Origin of the sequence: Marinobacter sp. DS40M6 (assembly GCF_028581595.1) — a bacterium.
GTDB lineage: Bacteria > Pseudomonadota > Gammaproteobacteria > Pseudomonadales > Oleiphilaceae > Marinobacter > Marinobacter salarius.
The window spans coordinates 190465-208031 of record NZ_JAFCAE010000008.1; the positions used below are offsets into that span (position 1 = coordinate 190465).

Here is a 17567-nt window from a genome sequence, read left to right on the forward strand (position 1 = left end):
TTGGAGTCACGGGCATACTTCTCCGTCATCTACTTCGGTTCGTCCAACCGGGCTTACCCGGATCCTTCGGAAGGATATGTCACCACTGGTACAGCCGACCGGAGCGACGGTAAAGGTTTGAGCAGTTTGTGGAACAAGAAACCCGCGCCGATCAAACACCAGATCGCCTACGCTTTCAGTAAAGGTAAGATTACCAGGTGACTCGAACCCGCGAATCTGGTCATTGGTGCAGTCCCCGGCGTCATCGCCTTCGTGCACACACCAACCGCCCCCCAGTCCACCATCGGTACTGAACGTGACGTTTGTGCCGCGTTTGATGGCTTCTGTTCTTGCAAGTTTAATGGATGACACCAGCAAGTTCGTGCCGGTTACCAGCCGATTGCTTTCTATCAGCCTGCCAAAGCCGGGGAGCGCAACAGTCGCAATGATCGCGAGAATGACCATCGTGATGAGTAGTTCTATGAGCGTGAAACCTGCGGTTCTCTTCAACATGCCAAATTCCGTTGGTAAGCCTCAGGTTAGTAAACCAAAGGCGCCATAGATATGCATCGCCTATTCGATGAACGGTCGAACATCCGGTATGGGCGGTATTCGGCGGCTGAAGATGAGGTTTCGGTCACACTCTGGGGGCGACCATCGGGCCTTTGTTCATGGGCCAGGGCAGGTGATGGTCGTTCCCCAGGGAAGTCTGATTTCCCCATCCCCGTCTTCGTCATGGAGTGTCCGAATGCGGCCGCCAATATTGAGGGCCAGGTAACTCATGTCAAATCTTCCGTTGGTTGATGCAGAACACGCGACAAGGCTTCCCATGGTGCCGTGACTCATACCTTTGGCAGATAGCTGGAAGTAGCCTCTTCCGGCTGTTCGGGAATAGAGGCTGGACTGCCCCCTCGTGAGCGTGAACACCCGGTGGACTTTTCCCGCATCCGGTCGCTTGTCGTTGTTTCTGTCTGGAAAGACGGAGACGGCGTTATTCCAGTCATCGGTACACCTCAGCGCGGGAGACAGCGGGCACACGGTGGTCAGGGTTTTCTGGTGGACGGCGTAGGATCGTGCGACGGCAAACATCCGGCGAGTGTCGTTGATCACATCGGTGTGGCGCGTTGAGGAGATAAGCCGAGTCCAGGAGGTGCTGGCAATTCCGGCGAGCATTGCGACCAGCGCGAGCGTGAGAATAAGTTCAACCAGGGTGAAGCCCCTGGTTCGGGCAGGGTATCGCATAGTCAACATCCATGTTGGTGGCTTGGTCTGGGCGCTTTTTTACATCCTGTAGAAAAGCGACATGAATTCTACCGTATATCAATGAACGGTGGTTACCGACGAGAGAATTCTGAGATACCGTTCACTCCATTCCCAGCTTCTTGAGGCGGTACCGAAGCGCTCGAAAGCTGATTCCCAGACGCTTAGCGGCCGCCGTTTTATTCCATCGGGTGGCTTCCAGAGCCTTCTCGATGGCTTGTCTCTCTATGTTCTCCAGGTAGTTTTCCAGGTCAATCTCGCCATCGGGCACCGGGGCAGTCTCGTCATCGTTGGCCTCGCCTTCCGCGATAACCTGGGTGGGGGACGACGCCGTCTGTACACCATTTCCCAGGTGCAGATCGCCGGCATCAATTTGATCGGCATCGCAAAGCGTAAAGGCGCGCTCCAGAACATTTTCGAGTTCCCTTACGTTGCCCGGGAAATCGTACTGTTTGAGCCGCCCGATGGCGCCCTGGGTTAGCGAGGCGGGTTCGCATTCATATTCTTTACCGATTCTTTCGAGAATGTGGCGAGCAAGCAAGGAAATGTCGTCTGGTCGTTCCCGCAGAGGAGGCACAGCCAGTTCAATGACGTTGATCCGGTAGAAAAGGTCTTGCCGAAAAATGCCTTCCTGAACCAGATCTGGAAGGTTCTTATGGGTCGCGCTGAGTACCCGGATATCCACCGGAACTTCCTTGGTATCGCCAACCGGGCGGACAGCCTTTTCCTGAATTGCCCTCAGGAGTTTTACCTGCATTGCCAGAGGCAGGTCAGCAACTTCGTCCAGAAACAAAGTGCCACCGTTGGCAGATCGAAACAGGCCGTCTTTGTTTTCAACGGCCCCGGTAAAGCTGCCCTTTTTGTGCCCAAAAAATTCACTCTCCATCAGTTCAGAGGGGATGGCTCCACAGTTGACAGCTATAAAGGGACCGTCGCGGCGAGGACCCTGCAAATGAATCATTCTTGCGACCAGTTCTTTACCGCTACCCGATTCCCCGCTGATGAAAACAGGTGCCTGGCTCCTGGCCAGTTTCCGAGTTTGGCTTCGGAGTTTTTGAATTTCTGTTGATTTGCCGAGTAACAGACCCGGTTCATCGTCAGTGTCCTGAGTGTTGGCTTCGGCCTCCGACAACCGGAGAGCACTGTTGACCAACTCCCGAAGCCGCGGAAGCTCAACCGGCTTGGACACAAAATCGAAGGCACCGGCCTTCAGGGATTCAATGGCCGTATCCATGTTGCCGTAGGCCGTGATTACAGCCACAGGGGTACAGGGCGTATTCTGCTGTATCCAGTGCACAAGCTCGATGCCGTTGCCATCGGGCAGGTTCATGTCTGTCAGGCAGAGTTGTGGTTTGTGTTCACCCAGAAGCTTCTTCGCGCAGGTGATGTCTGGCGCGGTCAGGGTTGTTATTCCCATACGGCTGAGTGTGATTTCCAGAAGGTCCCGGATGTCGGGTTCGTCGTCTACGATCAGGGCGGTATGAGTGGTCATTGGATTGTTATCGGTTCCATGTCGTTATTCAGACTACCGGGCTTCCGGATTTGTTAGATCATCCGTCCATGGTGGGCGAATGTAATGCGGAAACAACAGCCGGGCTGGTTGTCCTCTACCAGGGACAGGTGCGCCTGATTAGCCTCGCACAGTTCTCGAGCCAGATAAAGGCCGAGTCCCGTCCCACTCTTGTCGGTTGTGAAAAAAGGTTCAAAAACAGACACGCGGTGCTCCGGAGCGATGCCCGGGCCGAAGTCGCGAACATCCACGTAGGCGCGCTCGCCATCGGCGGTCACACCTGCATACAGTTCTATGCGCCGTTCGCCGGTCGCCTGTTTACTATACCGGAGGCCATTGTCACAGAGGTTGACCATCACCTGTTCAATCTGGCTGACATCAAAGCGCGCCAGGGGTAGGTTGCGTTCGGTGCGAAGCAGAATCTCGTCGGATTTCTGGTGTTCGTTACTCTGGGTTTGCAGGTAATCGTCGCGGAACGCGGATAACCATTTGTCGACGTCAATGAGGTCGGTGTCGGCAGCGCGTCGTCTCGACAGGTCAAGCACATTTTCGATGATGCCGTTAACCCGTCGGGAATGCCGTTCGATGATGTCCAGCATTTTGCGATCCCCCTCATCCAGGTTGGGGGATTCGTTCATCAATTGGGACGCGTGGCTGATGGCCCCCAGCGGGTTCCGAATTTCATGGGCAATACCTGCGGTCAGCCGCCCCAGGGACGCCAGCTTCATTTGCTGGGCCTGTTGCGTCACCCTGCTCATGTCATCGATAAATACCAGGATTTGGTCGCCGCGCTGCTGATCGAGCTGAGTGAAATTGGCCTGTACCACGGGCGAGGTTTGTGTAGCCTGGAAAGGTTCTGTTCTGCGGGCAGGGTCTTTCAGCCAGGCATCGAGGCCTCTTCGGAGCGGCCGTGGCAGATTTCGTCCCCGGCTTGGTAGTTTCGAGTCCTCGGTGGCAGCGCCAAACAACAATTCTTCCGCAGCAGCATTAGCCAGGCGGATTCGCCCGAACCGGTCGAGAACAAGTATGCCGGTTCTCATGCGCTGGATAATCTGGCGATTGATCTGCTCCAGTTCGGCAATGCTGCGGGCTCGGGAACTGGCAAGCGCTTCGCTTCGCAGCATGCGCCGCGATATGTATTGGAGGATAAACGCTGCGGCAAAATAAAGAATGCCCAGGGAGCCAGCGCGAACAATTTCATCGGCGGAGTCATCAAACACCAGCACGGACCAGGCCGAGATGCCCAGAGAACAGATAGCACCCAGCGCCGCGTAGAAGGTGCCGATCCTGGTAGGGGTAAGTATGTTGCCTGCAGCCACGGAAACGATAACCAGATTCGCCAGGCCATTGGTAATGCCGGTGCTGGCAATCAGGAGTCCATGCAGGAGCAGGATGTCCATCAATATGGATACTGTGATATGGCGGCTTCTGGGCTGAAACCCTGCCAGCATTGTCAGGGCAATGAAGCCATTGATGGCGAGATAGCAGACCACCCCGGCCTGGTAATAATCCATTGCCCGGAAGCGGGAGTCGAAGTTTATAGGGTCTACAAATAGCAACGCCACCAGTATAACGCTGACGACTACACGGTAGTGGTTATAGACCCGAAACAGCCGGCCCCTCTGGTTTGAGGGTGGTGTATCGGTAATGGGCTGCTGATCAGGAGTGGTTGGTTGCGCCATCGTCCAGTGGATATCCCGCGAGAATTCTGATGTCTTGCGGGGTTATAATAGCCTTTTAATGGCAATGAGTTACAGGAGCTGCGTTATGTCCGTGCAAAAGGATGGTCAGGGGCCCGGAAAACTTCGGGTAGTGATGGCCCAACTCGATTTTCTGGTGGGTGATATCCCTGGCAATACCCAAAAGGTGATTGAGGCGACCCGACGCGCGGAACAGGAGCATCAGGCGGATCTGGTTGTGTTCCCGGAATTGTGTCTTACCGGTTACCCACCGGAAGACCTTTTATTAAGGCCCAGTATGGATGTGCGCGTTGCAGACGCGCTGGAAACCTTGCGCGGGGAGCATCTGGGCCCCGCCATCATCGTGGGGGCTCCGATACGGGAGGGCGCTCTACTTTACAACGCTGCGGTCGCCATTGAGCAGGGAAATATAACCGGTCGCTACTTCAAGCGGTTTCCTCCCAATTATCAGGTTTTCGACGAGAAGCGCTATTTTGCCAATGGCGTGGATACTCTGGTCATGGATATCAAAGGGGTGCCAGTGGGCATTACCATCTGTGAGGACATTTGGAGCGAGGGGCCGGTGGAAGACGCTGCCGCGGCAGGCGCCAGACTGGTCGTCAACCTCAATGCATCACCCTACGATATTGACAAGCAGGTGCGGCGAAAGGCTCTGGTAGAACGCAAGGCTTTTGAGAATCGGGTGGGTATTGTCTACGTCAATCTGATTGGCGGGCAGGACGAACTGGTCTTTGATGGTGGCTCTGTGGTTTACGACCATTCCGGGGTGCTTGCAGCCGAAGCACCACAGTTCAGCGAAGGGCTCTATCCGGTGGACTTCGTCTGTGAGCATCATTGCCAGCCAATCCCGCAGCCTGCCGTTGCCGAACCGTCGCTGGAGGAAAATGTCTACAAGGCCCTGGTCCTGGGAGTGCGGGACTACGTCAACAAGAATGGTTTTAAATCCGTTGTTCTGGGGCTCTCCGGCGGTATCGATTCAGCGGTGACTCTGGCTGTTGCGGCGGATGCCCTGGGGGCCGACCGGGTACGCGCGGTGATGATGCCTTTTCGCTATACCTCGGGTATGAGTATTGAAGACGCGGAAGCCGAGGCCGTGGCCCTGGGCGTTCAATACGACGTGTTCTCCATTGAGCCGATGTACGATGCCTTTATGAAAACATTGGAGGCCCCGTTTGAGGGCACGCAACCTGACACCACCGAGGAGAATCTGCAGGCCCGGCTGCGGGGCGTTCTGTTGATGTCTCTGTCCAACAAGTTCGGTTCGCTGGTGCTGACGACTGGCAACAAAAGTGAAATGGCGGTGGGCTACTCGACCCTGTACGGGGATATGGCCGGCGGCTTTGATGTGCTCAAGGACGTTCCCAAAACCCTGGTTTTTCGCCTCGCCTGGTATCGCAACAGTGTTTCGCAGGTGATTCCGGAACGGGTCATTACCCGTCCGCCGTCGGCAGAGCTGGCACCGGATCAGAAAGACGAGGATAGCCTGCCGGGATACGACGTTCTTGATCAGATCCTCAATCTCTACGTGGAGCGGGATCTCAGTGCCGATGCCATTGTGGCTCAGGGGTTCGACAGGGCGGATGTCGATCGCGTGGTGCGGCTGGTGGATATTAACGAATATAAGCGCAGGCAGGCGCCGATAGGCGTGAGAATTACCGAAAGGGGGTTTGGTAAGGATCGGCGTTACCCGATTACCAATGGCTGGAAAAGTGGAAAGTAGATTGCGGTAGGGCTGCCTGATTGCTCGGGCAGCCCTGCCAAATGTTATTCGTCGCCCATCAAGCCGAAGGTGACCACGCTAGACAGGGAGCGGTCCTCGCGTTTGAGTATGTCTGGCTGGAACTCTCCGTTCTCATTGAAGGCGGCGCTGTCCGGGAAGTTCTCTTTCAGCATCGCCACGGCATCCGTTGCTCCTTTTTTCAGATCCATGAAGCGGAACGTTTCCGCCAGGATGATCAAGGCTTCTTCGACGGACGGCGTCGTTGAATAATTTTCGATAATGTATCGAGCTCGGTTGTTCGCCGCGATGTAAGCTTCACGGCTGATGTAATATCGTGCCGCGTAAAGTTCCAGTTCAGCCAGGCGGTTGCGGATCGCAATCATGCGCTGGCGGGCATCTGGAGCGTATTCGCTGGAGGGGTAGCGGTTCAGCAGCTCGGAAAAGTCCCGGAACGCCTGGCGCTGTTCGCCGGGGTCTCTTGCCGAAACGTCCACCGGGAAGTAGCGGGCAGCCAGGCCAATATCCAGATTATAGGATGCCAGGCCTCGCATATAGAGCGCATAGTCGGCGTGATCGCTCTGTGGATTCAGTCTGAGAAAACGGTCTGCCGCCGCGCGGGCCCCTTCCAGGTCAAGATTCTGATAGCGGGCATAAATGAGGTCCAATTGGGCCTGTTCCGCATAGCGGCCAAATGGGTAGTAGGTTTCCAGATAGTCGAGGTTCTGCTCGGCTTCGTTGAAGTTGCCCGAGTTCATCGCATCGCGGGCATTTTCGTAATAGGTTTGTTCCGGCAGCACTTCTTCCTGCTTATCGTTCGATGCGCAGGCACTGATGAATAGCGCTGCGGTGGTGACTAGCAGTAATCGGACAACTGATCTCATGCCGGAATCCCGTATAATGGCAAAATTCGAAACGTCGGCCATTGTAACGGGGATCCGTTCACATGTGCAGTGGCACGCGCCGTGGATTCAGAAATTCTGACTCAAACGTAACACTCATACCGGCCCCGGGGGCTCAATGTCATCTGAAAACCGTATTATCGCCAGCTTCTCCATTCCACCGGAGCACAGCGACCGCCGCCTGGATCAGGCTGCGGCCGAACTGATGCCGGAGCACTCGCGCTCCCGACTGCAGGGCTGGATCAAAAGCGGCGCACTGACGGTCAATGGAAAAACCTGTAAGCCCCGGGACAAGGTAATGCTGGGCGACCGGCTCGATCTGGACGCGGAGCCGGAAGCGCAAGTCAGTTGGGAAGCGGAATCGATAGACCTGGATATTGTGTATGAAGACGAGCACCTGTTGGTCATTAACAAGCCTGCGGGCCTCGTGGTCCACCCGGCGGCAGGCCACGCTGACGGCACCCTGGTCAATGCCTTGCTCAACCATGCCCCGGAAGTGGAGAACCTGCCCAGAGCAGGGATTGTGCATCGTCTCGACAAAGATACGTCCGGCATCATGGTGGTAGCGCGCAGCCTGATTGCTCATACATCGCTGGTCGACCAGTTGCAGACCCGGACCATGGGGCGGGAATACGAAGCCATTGTGGTTGGCACCCTTACTGGAGGCTCGACGGTGGATGCACCGATTGGTCGCCACCCTCGTGAGCGCAAGAAAATGGCGGTCGTGCCTACCGGTAAGCCGGCGGTAACGCATTATCGCCTGGTGGAGCGCTTCGCAGCGCACACCCACGTTCGCTGTAAGCTGGAGAGCGGCCGTACCCACCAGATACGGGTGCATATGGCCCACGTGAAACATCCATTGGTGGGCGACCCTCAGTATGGCGGTCGGCTACGTCTGCCGAAAGGCACAACAGACGAATTGAGAGACGTGCTGGCAAGTTTCCAGCGGCAGGCGCTCCATGCACGCCAATTGACGTTGGAGCACCCGCAAACCGGTGAGATACTGACCTGGGAGATGCCATTGCCCGATGACATCGAGGGTCTGCTGGCCGCACTTCGCAAGCACGTTAAGGAGCTGGAGAACCATGACGTCTGAACTGCCGGTGATTGTCCCTGACTGGCCCGCTCCGGCCTGGGTTCATGCCGCATGCACGACGAGAATGGGCGGGGTCAGTCGGGCGCCGTGGCAGTCCCTGAACCTCGGCACGCATGTGGGAGATCATCCCGATGATGTTGCGAAAAATCGGTCCCTGCTTGGGCAGTGGGCTGAGCCCGGCGCCCAGTCATTCGGTTGGCTTAATCAGGTTCATGGTACCGATGTCGCTCAGTTGCCGCAGTCGGGTTCGGTCACCGCGGATGCCAGTGTGACCTCCCAGCCTGGGGTGGCATGTGTGGTGATGACAGCGGACTGCCTTCCGGTGCTTTTCTGCAACCCTGCCAGTGGCCAGGTGGCCGCTGCCCATGCTGGCTGGCGCGGTTTGTGTGGTGGCGTTCTGGAGCGAACGGTTGAGTATCTGGGTAATCCTGCTGCCGTCTTGGCGTGGTTGGGGCCAGCCATCGGTCCTGAGCAGTTTGAGGTTGGCCCTGAGGTGAGAGGGGCCTTCCTGATGAATGATTCCCAGTCGGGTGATGCCTTCATTTCCAATCCGCGAAATCCAACGCATTATCTTGCGGATATCTATGAGCTTGCCCGGCAGAGGCTGGCAATGGCAGGTGTGCTTCAGGTCTACGGTGGTGAATTCTGCACGGTGACCGATCGTGAGCGTTTTTTCTCCTATCGTCGAGACGGGCAAACCGGGAGAATGGCAAGCCTGATATTCATCTCATGACGTTCGTCAATTTTCTGACACTTTCCCGTCCGGTCTGCTTGAACTCCCACCAAACGCCCCTACATTAACTGTCAAAGCAGACGCAATGTCGCCGATGGAAGTCTTCCATCGGTTAAGTGACAGAGATTTGGGAAGACCGAATTATGAGAATCGACAAACTGACCAGCAAACTCCAGACAGCACTGGCCGACGCCCAGTCGCTAGCGGTAGGCAGGGATCACAACTTTATAGAACCCGTGCACCTGATGCAGGCGCTGATGGACCAGGAAGGCAGCTCCATCAAGCCGCTGTTGAAACAATCGGGCGCTGAGCCTTCCCGGATACGCCAGGCTGTGGCCCGGGAGATTGAAAACCTGCCGGAAGTGCAGGGCTCTGCCGGCGATGTCTCTATGTCAAACGACATGGGCCGGCTCTTCAATATTGCCGACAAGCTGGCGCAGAAACGTGGTGACCAGTTCATTTCCAGCGAATTGCTGCTGCTGGCCGCGCTAGAGGATCGGGGCAGCCTTGGGCGGGTTCTGCGGGAGCAGGGTGTCGACAAATCCGCATTGGAGCGTGCCATCGATGAGATCAGGGGTGGCGAGTCGGTTGACGATGCGTCTGCAGAAGAGCATCGCCAGGCGCTTTCCAAATACACCATTGATCTGACCGAACGTGCCGAGGCTGGCAAATTGGACCCGGTGATTGGTCGCGATGATGAAATCCGTCGGACCATTCAGGTACTGCAGCGTCGTCGCAAGAACAATCCGGTGCTCATTGGTGAGCCCGGTGTGGGTAAAACCGCAATTGTAGAAGGACTTGCCCAGCGCATTGTCAACGGCGAGGTGCCAGAAGGGCTCAAGAACAAGCGCGTGCTGTCTTTGGATATGGGCTCGCTGATTGCGGGCGCCAAGTTCCGGGGTGAGTTTGAAGAGCGCCTCAAATCCGTGCTGAATGAGTTGTCCAAGCAGGAAGGGCAGATCATCCTGTTCATCGACGAAATTCACACCATGGTCGGCGCCGGTAAAGCGGAAGGCTCCATGGACGCCGGCAACATGCTCAAGCCCGCCCTGTCGCGCGGGGAGTTGCATTGCGTGGGCGCCACCACCCTTGACGAGTATCGCGAGAATATTGAGAAAGACGCCGCCCTTGAGCGTCGGTTCCAGAAGGTATTGGTCTCGGAGCCTACCGAGGAGGACACCATAGCGATCCTCCGCGGCCTGAAGGAGCGCTACGAAGTTCATCACGGCGTGGAAGTCACAGACGGTGCCATCATCGCAGCGGCCAAGTTGTCTCATCGTTACATCGCTGACCGTCAGTTGCCGGACAAGGCCATTGATCTGGTGGATGAAGCTGCAAGCCAGATCCGCATGGAGATGGACTCCAAGCCAGAAGCGCTGGATCGCCTTGAGCGGCGTCTGATCCAATTGAAGATAGAGCGGGAGGCGTTGAAAAAGGAAACCGATGCCGCCTCCAAGAAGCGACTTTCTGAGCTCTCGGATGTCATCTCCGGTATCGAGCGTGAGTACGCGGACCTGGAAGAGGTCTGGAATACCGAAAAAGCGGCACTGCATGGTTCCCAGAAGATCAAGAGCCAACTGGAACAAGCCCGGATCGATCTGGAAAATGCCCGCCGTGCAGGCGATCTCGGGCGCATGTCGGAGTTGCAATACGGCCGGATTCCGGAGCTGGAGCGCCAACTGGATATGGCGAGCCAGGCGGAAATGATGGAGATGAAGCTGCTGCGTAACCGCGTGACCGATGAGGAAATCGCCGAAGTGGTGTCCAAGTGGACGGGTATTCCGGTTTCGAAGATGCTCGAGGGCGAACGCGACAAGCTGATGCGAATGGAGGAAGCCCTCCATGGACGTGTCATCGGTCAGGACGAAGCCGTTGAGGCTGTGTCCAACGCGGTTCGTCGGTCCCGTGCAGGACTGTCAGACCCTCACCGCCCTAATGGTTCTTTCCTGTTCCTGGGGCCGACCGGTGTGGGTAAGACCGAGCTCTGCAAAGCCCTGGCGTCGTTCCTCTTCGATACCGAGGAGGCCATGGTTCGAATCGACATGTCTGAGTTCATGGAGAAGCATTCCGTCGCTCGGCTGATCGGTGCCCCTCCGGGATACGTTGGTTATGAAGAGGGTGGCTATCTGACCGAGGCCGTCCGTCGCCGGCCCTACTCAGTGTTGTTGTTGGATGAAGTTGAGAAGGCGCACCCGGACGTATTTAATATCCTGTTGCAGGTGCTTGAGGATGGGCGTCTTACAGATGGTCAGGGCAGAACGGTGGATTTTCGCAATACCGTCATCGTGATGACCTCAAACCTGGGGTCGGACATCATTCAGCAGAAAGCGGGTGAGGAAAACTACGAGGCCATGAAGAAGGACGTTATGGACGTAGTGGGTACTCACTTCAGGCCAGAGTTCATTAACCGGGTGGATGAAGTGGTGGTGTTTCATCCGCTGGCTGAAAGCCAGATTCAGGGCATTGCCCGGATTCAGATTAATGCTCTGGGCAAGCGCCTGAAAGAGCAGGATATGTCGTTGATGCTGGACGACGCAGCGATGGAGTTGCTGGCGGAAGTTGGCTACGACCCCGTTTACGGTGCTCGTCCATTGAAGCGGGCCATTCAGCGGATGATTGAGAATCCGCTGGCCCAGAGGTTATTGCAAGGGGACTTCCTGCCCGGTGATACCATTCGTGGGTCGGTCAAAGATCATGGTTTGGAGTTCTTGAAAGCGTAGTGTCAGGAGCGACGAGGCGGAGCATTGTGCTCTCCCTCGTCCGGATCCAACCAGAGTGTCTCTTGCATTAACCTTCGGCAGGTTCGCCGCAGTTTTCCTCTGCGATTTTCTCAAACTGCTGTTTCTGCTCCTCGATTTCTTCGGGGGTCAGATACCGCAGTTCCCCTTCCTCTTCTATACGGATCCTGCTGTTCTGCTGAATTAGCTTAAGATTGGTGCGTGCGGTTTCGCAGTTGGCTTCCCGTTGTTTGCGCCGCGCTTCCTCTACGGCGCTTTCCTGGCGCTTCTCGCTTTCTTTGGCTTCCCGGGTTTCGAGCTGTTCCAATTGTTCCTGCGGGCTCATCCGGTTGCCTCCGGAGGATTTGCCGGTGCGAACATTGACGGACTCCGCCTGCTGTCCGGTTGGCTGCCGATCGCCAAAGTGCGTAACCCCGTCTTCGTCGGTCCATTTATACACGGAAGCCGCGAAAGCCATTGATGGTGTCGCAGCCAGAAGTACTGCCAGGGTGAGGATTTTTCTGTTCATGCCGTTGCTCATTCCGCGTTAGCCTTGTCGAAGTTCCGCCCGTAGCGGCCCCGTCTCTATGTTAGCCTATGTTTATCATGCCATTTGTAAAGGCAAGTTTCTTCAATCTGGTTCAAATAGTTGCACAAAGTATGGCAGACCTTCGGTGGGTACGGGCAGAGAAAACAGCCGCCGCTATTGACAGGGAGTTTAGCGCTGTCAAAATTACCGATTGCCTGAAGACTGGGGTCAATACGGCAGGCAATCCCGAGCGAGTATCCCCCGTTAATTACCACACTGAATGCCCCGCGCAGGTCGCGGACTGGTTGTTGCTTACGTGCAACCCGTTGATTGGCCGTTCTCCGCAACCCTCAGGAGGGCGGCTGGCCAGGAGACAACCTCTTAATAGCTGGTGTGGCGGAGTATCCGGTTCAGCTTTCACAAGAAGCATGATGTCCGGACATCCAGGCAACCGGGACGTTTCCCGGCTCATTCACTCGTAGAAGAGGGTAGAACATCGTGGAGTTATTGTCTGGCGCCGATATGCTGATCCGGTCCCTGCAAGATGAGGGGATCGAATACATATATGGCTATCCGGGTGGTGCAGCGTTGCATATTTATGACGCGCTGTTCAGGCAGGACAAAGTCAAGCACATTCTGGTGCGTCACGAGCAGGCTGCGGTCCACATGGCCGACGGTTATGCCCGTGCTACCGGATTACCGGGCACCGTTCTGGTGACCTCGGGTCCTGGAGCCACCAACACCATCACTGGCATTGCCACTGCCTTCATGGATTCCATCCCGATGGTGGTCCTGTGCGGTCAGGTTGCATCGACTCTGATTGGTGAAGATGCATTCCAGGAGACCGATATGATCGGTGTCTCCCGTCCTGTCGTGAAACACAACCTGAGTGTCCGTCATCCGGAAGAGATCCCCGAGATCGTTCGCAAGGCCTATTACATTGCCTCAACAGGTCGTCCCGGACCGGTTGTTGTTGATATCCCGAAAGATATGACAACGCCAAACGAGCGCTACGAGTATGTCTTTCCCAAGAAGGTCAAGCTCCGTTCGTACAATCCGGCCATTCGTGGCCACGCTGGGCAGATCAAGAAAGCCGTCGATATGCTCATGGCAGCCAAGCGTCCCATTATTTATGCGGGCGGCGGTGTCATCCTCGGCAAGGCTACGGATCAGCTGACCGAGTTGGTCAGGATGTTGGGTTATCCGATTACCAACACTCTGATGGGCATTGGGTGTTATCCGGCCTCTGATACTCAACACATCGGCTGGCTGGGCATGCATGGCACCTACGAATCCAACATGGCCATGCATCATTCGGATCTTATCCTCTGTGTGGGTGCGCGATTCGATGACCGGGTGACCAACGCGACAGAAAAATTCTGTCCCGGTGCCCGCATTGTCCATATCGATATCGACCCGGCCTCCATCTCCAAAACCATTGATGCGGATGTTCCCATTGTTGGCCCGGTGGATGCGGTGCTTAAGGAAATGATCACTCTCGTCAAAGAGAGCAAGGAAAAGCCTGACGCCGACGCAATTGCTGCCTGGTGGAAGCAGATTGAAGAGTGGCGGGCATTCCATGGCATGCGTTACGAGACCAGCCCGGATGTCATCAAGCCTCAGGAAGTGGTGGAGGCGCTCTGGAAGCTTACCAATGGTGAAGCCTTTGTGACCTCCGATGTGGGTCAGCACCAGATGTTTGCAGCCCAGTACTACAAGTTTGATAAGCCCAATCGCTGGATCAACTCCGGCGGCCTTGGCACCATGGGCTTCGGCCTGCCAGCGGCTATGGGGGTCAAGTTGAACTTCCCCGATGACGAGGTGCTTTGCATTACCGGTGAAGGCAGTATCCAGATGAATATCCAGGAGCTGTCGACCTGTAGTCAGTACGATATTCCAGTAAAGATCATCAATCTGAATAACCAGGCCCTTGGTATGGTCAAGCAGTGGCAGGACATGAACTACGAGTCCCGTCACTCCCAGTCCTACATGGAGTCCCTGCCGGACTTCATCAAACTGGCAGAGGCCTATGGCCACCTTGGTGTCCGAATCGACCGAAAGGAAGATCTGGTGCCAAAGCTCAAAGAAGTGCTGGCGATGAAAGACCGGCTGGTTTTCGTTGATATCTACGTGGACCGTTTTGAACACGTCTACCCGATGCAGGTGGCCCGTGGTTCAATGAAGGACATGTGGCTCAGCAAGACGGAGAGGGTCTGATCATGCGTCGAATCATTTCTGTTTTGCTTGAAAACGAGCCCGGTGCACTGTCCCGTGTTGTTGGTCTGTTCTCGCAGCGTAACTACAACATTGAAACGTTGACGGTGGCGCCGACCGAGGACGAAACCCTGTCGCGCCTGACGGTAACAACCACAGGCTCGGACAAAGTCATCGAGCAGATCACCAAGCAGCTCAACAAGCTGATTGAAGTGGTCAAGCTGGTGGATCTGACGGAGGGCTCCCACATCGAGCGTGAGCTGATGCTGGTCAAGCTCAAGGCCACCGGGTCCCAGCGTGCCGAGATCAAGCGTACGGTTGATATCTTCCGTGGCCAGATCGTGGATGTTACCAGCTCGGTCTATACCGTTCAGTTGGCCGGTGCCAGTGAAAAACTGGACGGCTTTATTCAGGCGGTGGGTACCTCGGGCGTGCTTGAGGTTGTTCGCAGCGGGGTTTCGGGCATCGCCCGTGGTGAAAAGGTATTAAGCCTGTAACAGGCACTGACATCATTCTGTACAATGACGGCCCCCAAAAGGCCAATACAATATTATAGAGGTTTTCCATGCAGGTTTATTACGATAAGGATTGTGATCTTTCCATCATTCAGGGCAAGAAAGTTGCCATCATCGGTTTTGGCTCACAGGGGCACGCGCATGCATGCAACCTGAAAGAGTCCGGTGTGGATGTAACGGTTGGTCTGCGCCCAGGTTCTTCTTCCATTGCCAAGGCGGAAGCCTATGGCCTCAAAACCAGTGACGTTCCCGCAGCAGTTGCCGCAGCGGATGTAGTTATGGTTCTGACGCCGGACGAGTTCCAGGCCCAACTGTATAACGCAGAGATCGAGCCGAATCTGAAGCAGGGCGCCACTCTGGCGTTTGCCCACGGTTTTGCGATCCACTACAACCAGATCGTGCCGCGCAAAGATCTGGATGTGATCATGATTGCCCCGAAAGCGCCGGGCCACACTGTGCGCACCGAATTTACCCGTGGCGGCGGTATCCCTGATCTGATTGCCATCTTCCAGGATGCTTCCGGCAACGCCAAGAACCTGGCGCTCTCGTACGCCAGCGGTATCGGTGGCGGCCGCACCGGCATCATCGAAACCACCTTCAAGGATGAGACTGAAACCGATCTGTTTGGTGAGCAGGCTGTTCTCTGTGGTGGTACCGTTGAGCTGGTAAAGGCGGCCTTCGAAACACTCGTGGATGCCGGTTACGAGCCTGAAATGGCGTACTTCGAGTGTCTGCACGAGCTGAAGCTGATTGTTGACCTGATGTACGAGGGCGGTATTGCCAACATGAACTACTCCATCTCCAACAACGCGGAGTATGGTGAGTACGTGACTGGTCCGGAGATCATCAACGAGCAATCCCGCGAAGCTATGCGCAATGCCTTGAAGCGCATCCAGACCGGTGAATACGCCAAGATGTTTATTCAGGAAGGCAGCAGCAACTACCCGTCCATGACGGCCCGTCGCCGCATTAATGCCGAGCATCAGATTGAGACCGTTGGCGAAAAACTGCGCTCCATGATGCCCTGGATCTCCGCGAACAAGATCGTGGACAAAGACAAAAACTGATCCGGTACCTCGGACTGGTTTGGAAAACGCGGCCCGGGTGGCCGCGTTTTTCGTATATACTCCGCCTAAATGCTTTCCGGAGTGATTGGAATGACTGATGAAAAGAAGCAGGCCGAAACACAGGCTGAAAAGAAAGATGTTCGGGGGCGGTCAGACGCCTCTGGTCATGAACATGATATTGAGTCCGGCGAAGTTGTCGAGGAAGAGTTGGTAGAGGGGGCGCCGGTTCGTCGCAAGGGGATATACCTGCTGCCTAATGCGCTGACAACGGCTTCCCTGTTCTCTGGCTTCTACGCGATCGTTTCCGCCGCAAACGGCGTATTCGACAATGCCGCGATTGCGATCTTTGTATCCATGATCCTGGATGGGCTTGACGGTCGGGTTGCCAGGTTGACCAATACTCAGAGTAAGTTCGGCGAGGAATACGACAGTCTCGCGGATATGGTCGCCTTTGGTGTGGCTCCGGGTATGGTGGCGTTCTTCTGGTCGCTGAACAGTCTTGGTCAGGTTGGTTGGGCCATTACCTTTATCTATGTGGCGGGAGCTGCTTTGCGGTTGGCGCGATTCAACACCCAGATCGGCTCCATGGACAAGAAGTTTTTCGTGGGGCTGCCCAGTCCTGCGGCTGCAGCGTGTGTTGCCGGGTTAGTGTGGTGTTTTCATGCGATGGAGCCGGCCAGTTGGCTAACCCTCATGACGATCATTGTCGTTGGCGGTTGTGGTGTGTTGATGGTCAGCAACATTCTCTATAAGAGTTTCAAGGACCTGGATATGCGGGGGCGGGTGCCGTTCGCTGCAATACTCCTGGTGGTGCTGATGTTTGTGGTTGTCGCGCTTGATCCGGCAACAGTCCTGTTTAGCGGGTTCCTTATCTATGCGTTGTCGGGGCCGGTTTTTGCACTGTTTAGAAAATCGCGCCGCTCGGCAGGCGAATCGGCGTAATTTCGGCCTGAAAAATGAACGTTCTGATTGCGGTTTGATCAGCGTTATAGGGGGTAACCGAAACAGAGTAAAATTAATTGATTAACCTCGTTGACACATTCTCAGGGCTCTGTAAAATGCGCATCTCTTTCGAGGGGAACGCCGCCGAGGCGGACCAGAAATTGAAAGGCAACCGTTTGAATTTGTTGGCAGTTTTTCGGTTTAAAGCCGAAGTCAAAATAAACGGTTGACAAGGCAGCGATTCGATGTAGAATACGCCACCTTGATCGGGCAAGCCCCGAACGCTCTTTAAAAAGTTAACCAAGTAATTCGTGTGGGCGCTGGCCGAGGTATTTCGGATACGAAATATCAGGACAGTGACTCGTCGAAATTGAGTTTTGTCTTGAGCAAGAATAGAGGATCTTCGGATTCTTGTATGATTTAAACTGAAGAGTTTGATCATGGCTCAGATTGAACGCTGGCGGCAGGCTTAACACATGCAAGTCGAGCGGTAACAGGGGGAGCTTGCTCCCCGCTGACGAGCGGCGGACGGGTGAGTAATGCATAGGAAACTGCCCAGTAGTGGGGGATAGCCCGGGGAAACCCGGATTAATACCGCATACGCCCTTCGGGGGAAAGCAGGGGATCTTCGGACCTTGCGCTATTGGATGTGCCTATGTCGGATTAGCTAGTTGGTGGGGTAAGAG

At 55.6% G+C, this 17567-nt stretch carries 14 protein-coding genes and 1 rRNA gene; 9 read left to right on the top strand and 6 right to left on the bottom strand.

Annotated features, from left to right (window positions below):
* Window positions 1-6: 6 nt before the first annotated feature.
* The 4 genes from JJO78_RS18730 to JJO78_RS18745 all read right to left on the bottom strand — a co-directional run bounded on the left by JJO78_RS18730 (window position 7) and on the right by JJO78_RS18745 (window position 4431).
* On the bottom strand, window positions 7-492 hold the full coding sequence (locus JJO78_RS18730) for a GspH/FimT family pseudopilin (RefSeq protein ID WP_052479561.1): 486 nt from the start codon (window positions 490-492) through the stop codon (window positions 7-9).
* Window positions 493-648: 156 nt separating this feature from the next.
* Entirely contained in the window at window positions 649-1221 is a 573-nt protein-coding gene (locus JJO78_RS18735) for a GspH/FimT family pseudopilin (protein ID WP_041335410.1), read from the bottom strand.
* A gap of 121 nt (window positions 1222-1342) precedes the next feature.
* Window positions 1343-2731, bottom strand: a complete 1389-nt coding sequence (locus JJO78_RS18740) for a sigma-54-dependent transcriptional regulator (protein ID WP_151981399.1) — start codon at window positions 2729-2731, stop codon at window positions 1343-1345.
* 53 nt (window positions 2732-2784) lie between these two features.
* Window positions 2785-4431, bottom strand: a complete 1647-nt coding sequence (locus tag JJO78_RS18745; protein WP_151981397.1) for a sensor histidine kinase — start codon at window positions 4429-4431, stop codon at window positions 2785-2787.
* 85 nt (window positions 4432-4516) lie between these two features.
* Here JJO78_RS18745 and JJO78_RS18750 point away from each other — a divergent pair, with 85 nt between their 5' ends.
* The gene (locus JJO78_RS18750) at window positions 4517-6169 is read left to right on the top strand and encodes an NAD+ synthase (RefSeq protein ID WP_151981395.1); all 1653 of its coding nucleotides are present in this window, start codon (window positions 4517-4519) and stop codon (window positions 6167-6169) included.
* A 44-nt stretch (window positions 6170-6213) separates the two neighbouring features.
* Here the strand turns inward: JJO78_RS18750 and JJO78_RS18755 are convergent, their stop codons facing one another.
* Complete coding sequence (locus JJO78_RS18755; protein WP_041336829.1) at window positions 6214-7050, bottom strand: outer membrane protein assembly factor BamD; 837 nt, start codon at window positions 7048-7050, stop codon at window positions 6214-6216.
* A 136-nt stretch (window positions 7051-7186) separates the two neighbouring features.
* Here JJO78_RS18755 and rluD point away from each other — a divergent pair, with 136 nt between their 5' ends.
* From rluD to clpB, 3 genes are all read left to right on the top strand, one after another.
* Window positions 7187-8164 carry a 23S rRNA pseudouridine(1911/1915/1917) synthase RluD gene (rluD, locus tag JJO78_RS18760; RefSeq protein WP_151981393.1) on the top strand — a complete coding sequence of 326 codons (978 nt, stop codon included), beginning with the start codon at window positions 7187-7189 and terminating at the stop codon, window positions 8162-8164.
* Window positions 8154-8897, top strand: coding sequence for a peptidoglycan editing factor PgeF (gene pgeF / locus JJO78_RS18765; protein ID WP_151981391.1), 744 nt, complete (start codon window positions 8154-8156; stop codon window positions 8895-8897). Before rluD ends, pgeF begins: the two co-directional genes overlap by 11 nt.
* 143 nt (window positions 8898-9040) lie before the next feature.
* Complete coding sequence (gene clpB / locus JJO78_RS18770) at window positions 9041-11617, top strand: ATP-dependent chaperone ClpB (protein WP_151981389.1); 2577 nt, start codon at window positions 9041-9043, stop codon at window positions 11615-11617.
* Window positions 11618-11684: 67 nt separating this feature from the next.
* On the opposite strand, the gene JJO78_RS18775 is transcribed toward clpB, so the two are convergent.
* Window positions 11685-12143 (bottom strand): DUF4124 domain-containing protein, encoded by a 459-nt coding sequence (locus JJO78_RS18775; RefSeq protein WP_193216583.1) that lies wholly within the window; start codon window positions 12141-12143, stop codon window positions 11685-11687.
* Window positions 12144-12641: 498 nt separating this feature from the next.
* Between JJO78_RS18775 and JJO78_RS18780 the strand changes: the two genes are divergently transcribed.
* From JJO78_RS18780 to JJO78_RS18800, 5 genes are all read left to right on the top strand, one after another.
* Complete coding sequence (locus JJO78_RS18780) at window positions 12642-14360, top strand: acetolactate synthase 3 large subunit (RefSeq protein ID WP_151981384.1); 1719 nt, start codon at window positions 12642-12644, stop codon at window positions 14358-14360.
* A gap of 2 nt (window positions 14361-14362) precedes the next feature.
* Window positions 14363-14854 carry an acetolactate synthase small subunit gene (ilvN, locus tag JJO78_RS18785; RefSeq protein WP_007155058.1) on the top strand — a complete coding sequence of 164 codons (492 nt, stop codon included), beginning with the start codon at window positions 14363-14365 and terminating at the stop codon, window positions 14852-14854.
* A 68-nt stretch (window positions 14855-14922) separates the two neighbouring features.
* Window positions 14923-15939, top strand: coding sequence for a ketol-acid reductoisomerase (gene ilvC / locus JJO78_RS18790; RefSeq protein WP_007155057.1), 1017 nt, complete (start codon window positions 14923-14925; stop codon window positions 15937-15939).
* Between the two features lie 90 nt (window positions 15940-16029).
* Window positions 16030-16881 (top strand): CDP-diacylglycerol--serine O-phosphatidyltransferase, encoded by an 852-nt coding sequence (gene pssA, locus JJO78_RS18795; protein WP_036203693.1) that lies wholly within the window; start codon window positions 16030-16032, stop codon window positions 16879-16881.
* A gap of 422 nt (window positions 16882-17303) precedes the next feature.
* Window positions 17304-17567, top strand: a 16S ribosomal RNA gene (locus tag JJO78_RS18800); the annotation flags it as partial.

Coding starts and splice junctions, on each gene's coding strand:
- JJO78_RS18750 (WP_151981395.1), top strand. CDS start 4,517: ATGTCCGTGCAAAAGGATGGTCAGGGGCCCGGAAAACTTCGGGTAGTG.
- pssA (WP_036203693.1), top strand. CDS start 16,030: ATGACTGATGAAAAGAAGCAGGCCGAAACACAGGCTGAAAAGAAAGAT.
- rluD (WP_151981393.1), top strand. CDS start 7,187: ATGTCATCTGAAAACCGTATTATCGCCAGCTTCTCCATTCCACCGGAG.
- JJO78_RS18745 (WP_151981397.1), bottom strand. CDS start 4,431: ATGGCGCAACCAACCACTCCTGATCAGCAGCCCATTACCGATACACCA.
- JJO78_RS18735 (WP_041335410.1), bottom strand. CDS start 1,221: ATGCGATACCCTGCCCGAACCAGGGGCTTCACCCTGGTTGAACTTATT.
- ilvC (WP_007155057.1), top strand. CDS start 14,923: ATGCAGGTTTATTACGATAAGGATTGTGATCTTTCCATCATTCAGGGC.
- JJO78_RS18775 (WP_193216583.1), bottom strand. CDS start 12,143: ATGAACAGAAAAATCCTCACCCTGGCAGTACTTCTGGCTGCGACACCA.
- JJO78_RS18730 (WP_052479561.1), bottom strand. CDS start 492: ATGTTGAAGAGAACCGCAGGTTTCACGCTCATAGAACTACTCATCACG.
- JJO78_RS18740 (WP_151981399.1), bottom strand. CDS start 2,731: ATGACCACTCATACCGCCCTGATCGTAGACGACGAACCCGACATCCGG.
- JJO78_RS18755 (WP_041336829.1), bottom strand. CDS start 7,050: ATGAGATCAGTTGTCCGATTACTGCTAGTCACCACCGCAGCGCTATTC.
- clpB (WP_151981389.1), top strand. CDS start 9,041: ATGAGAATCGACAAACTGACCAGCAAACTCCAGACAGCACTGGCCGAC.
- ilvN (WP_007155058.1), top strand. CDS start 14,363: ATGCGTCGAATCATTTCTGTTTTGCTTGAAAACGAGCCCGGTGCACTG.
- pgeF (WP_151981391.1), top strand. CDS start 8,154: ATGACGTCTGAACTGCCGGTGATTGTCCCTGACTGGCCCGCTCCGGCC.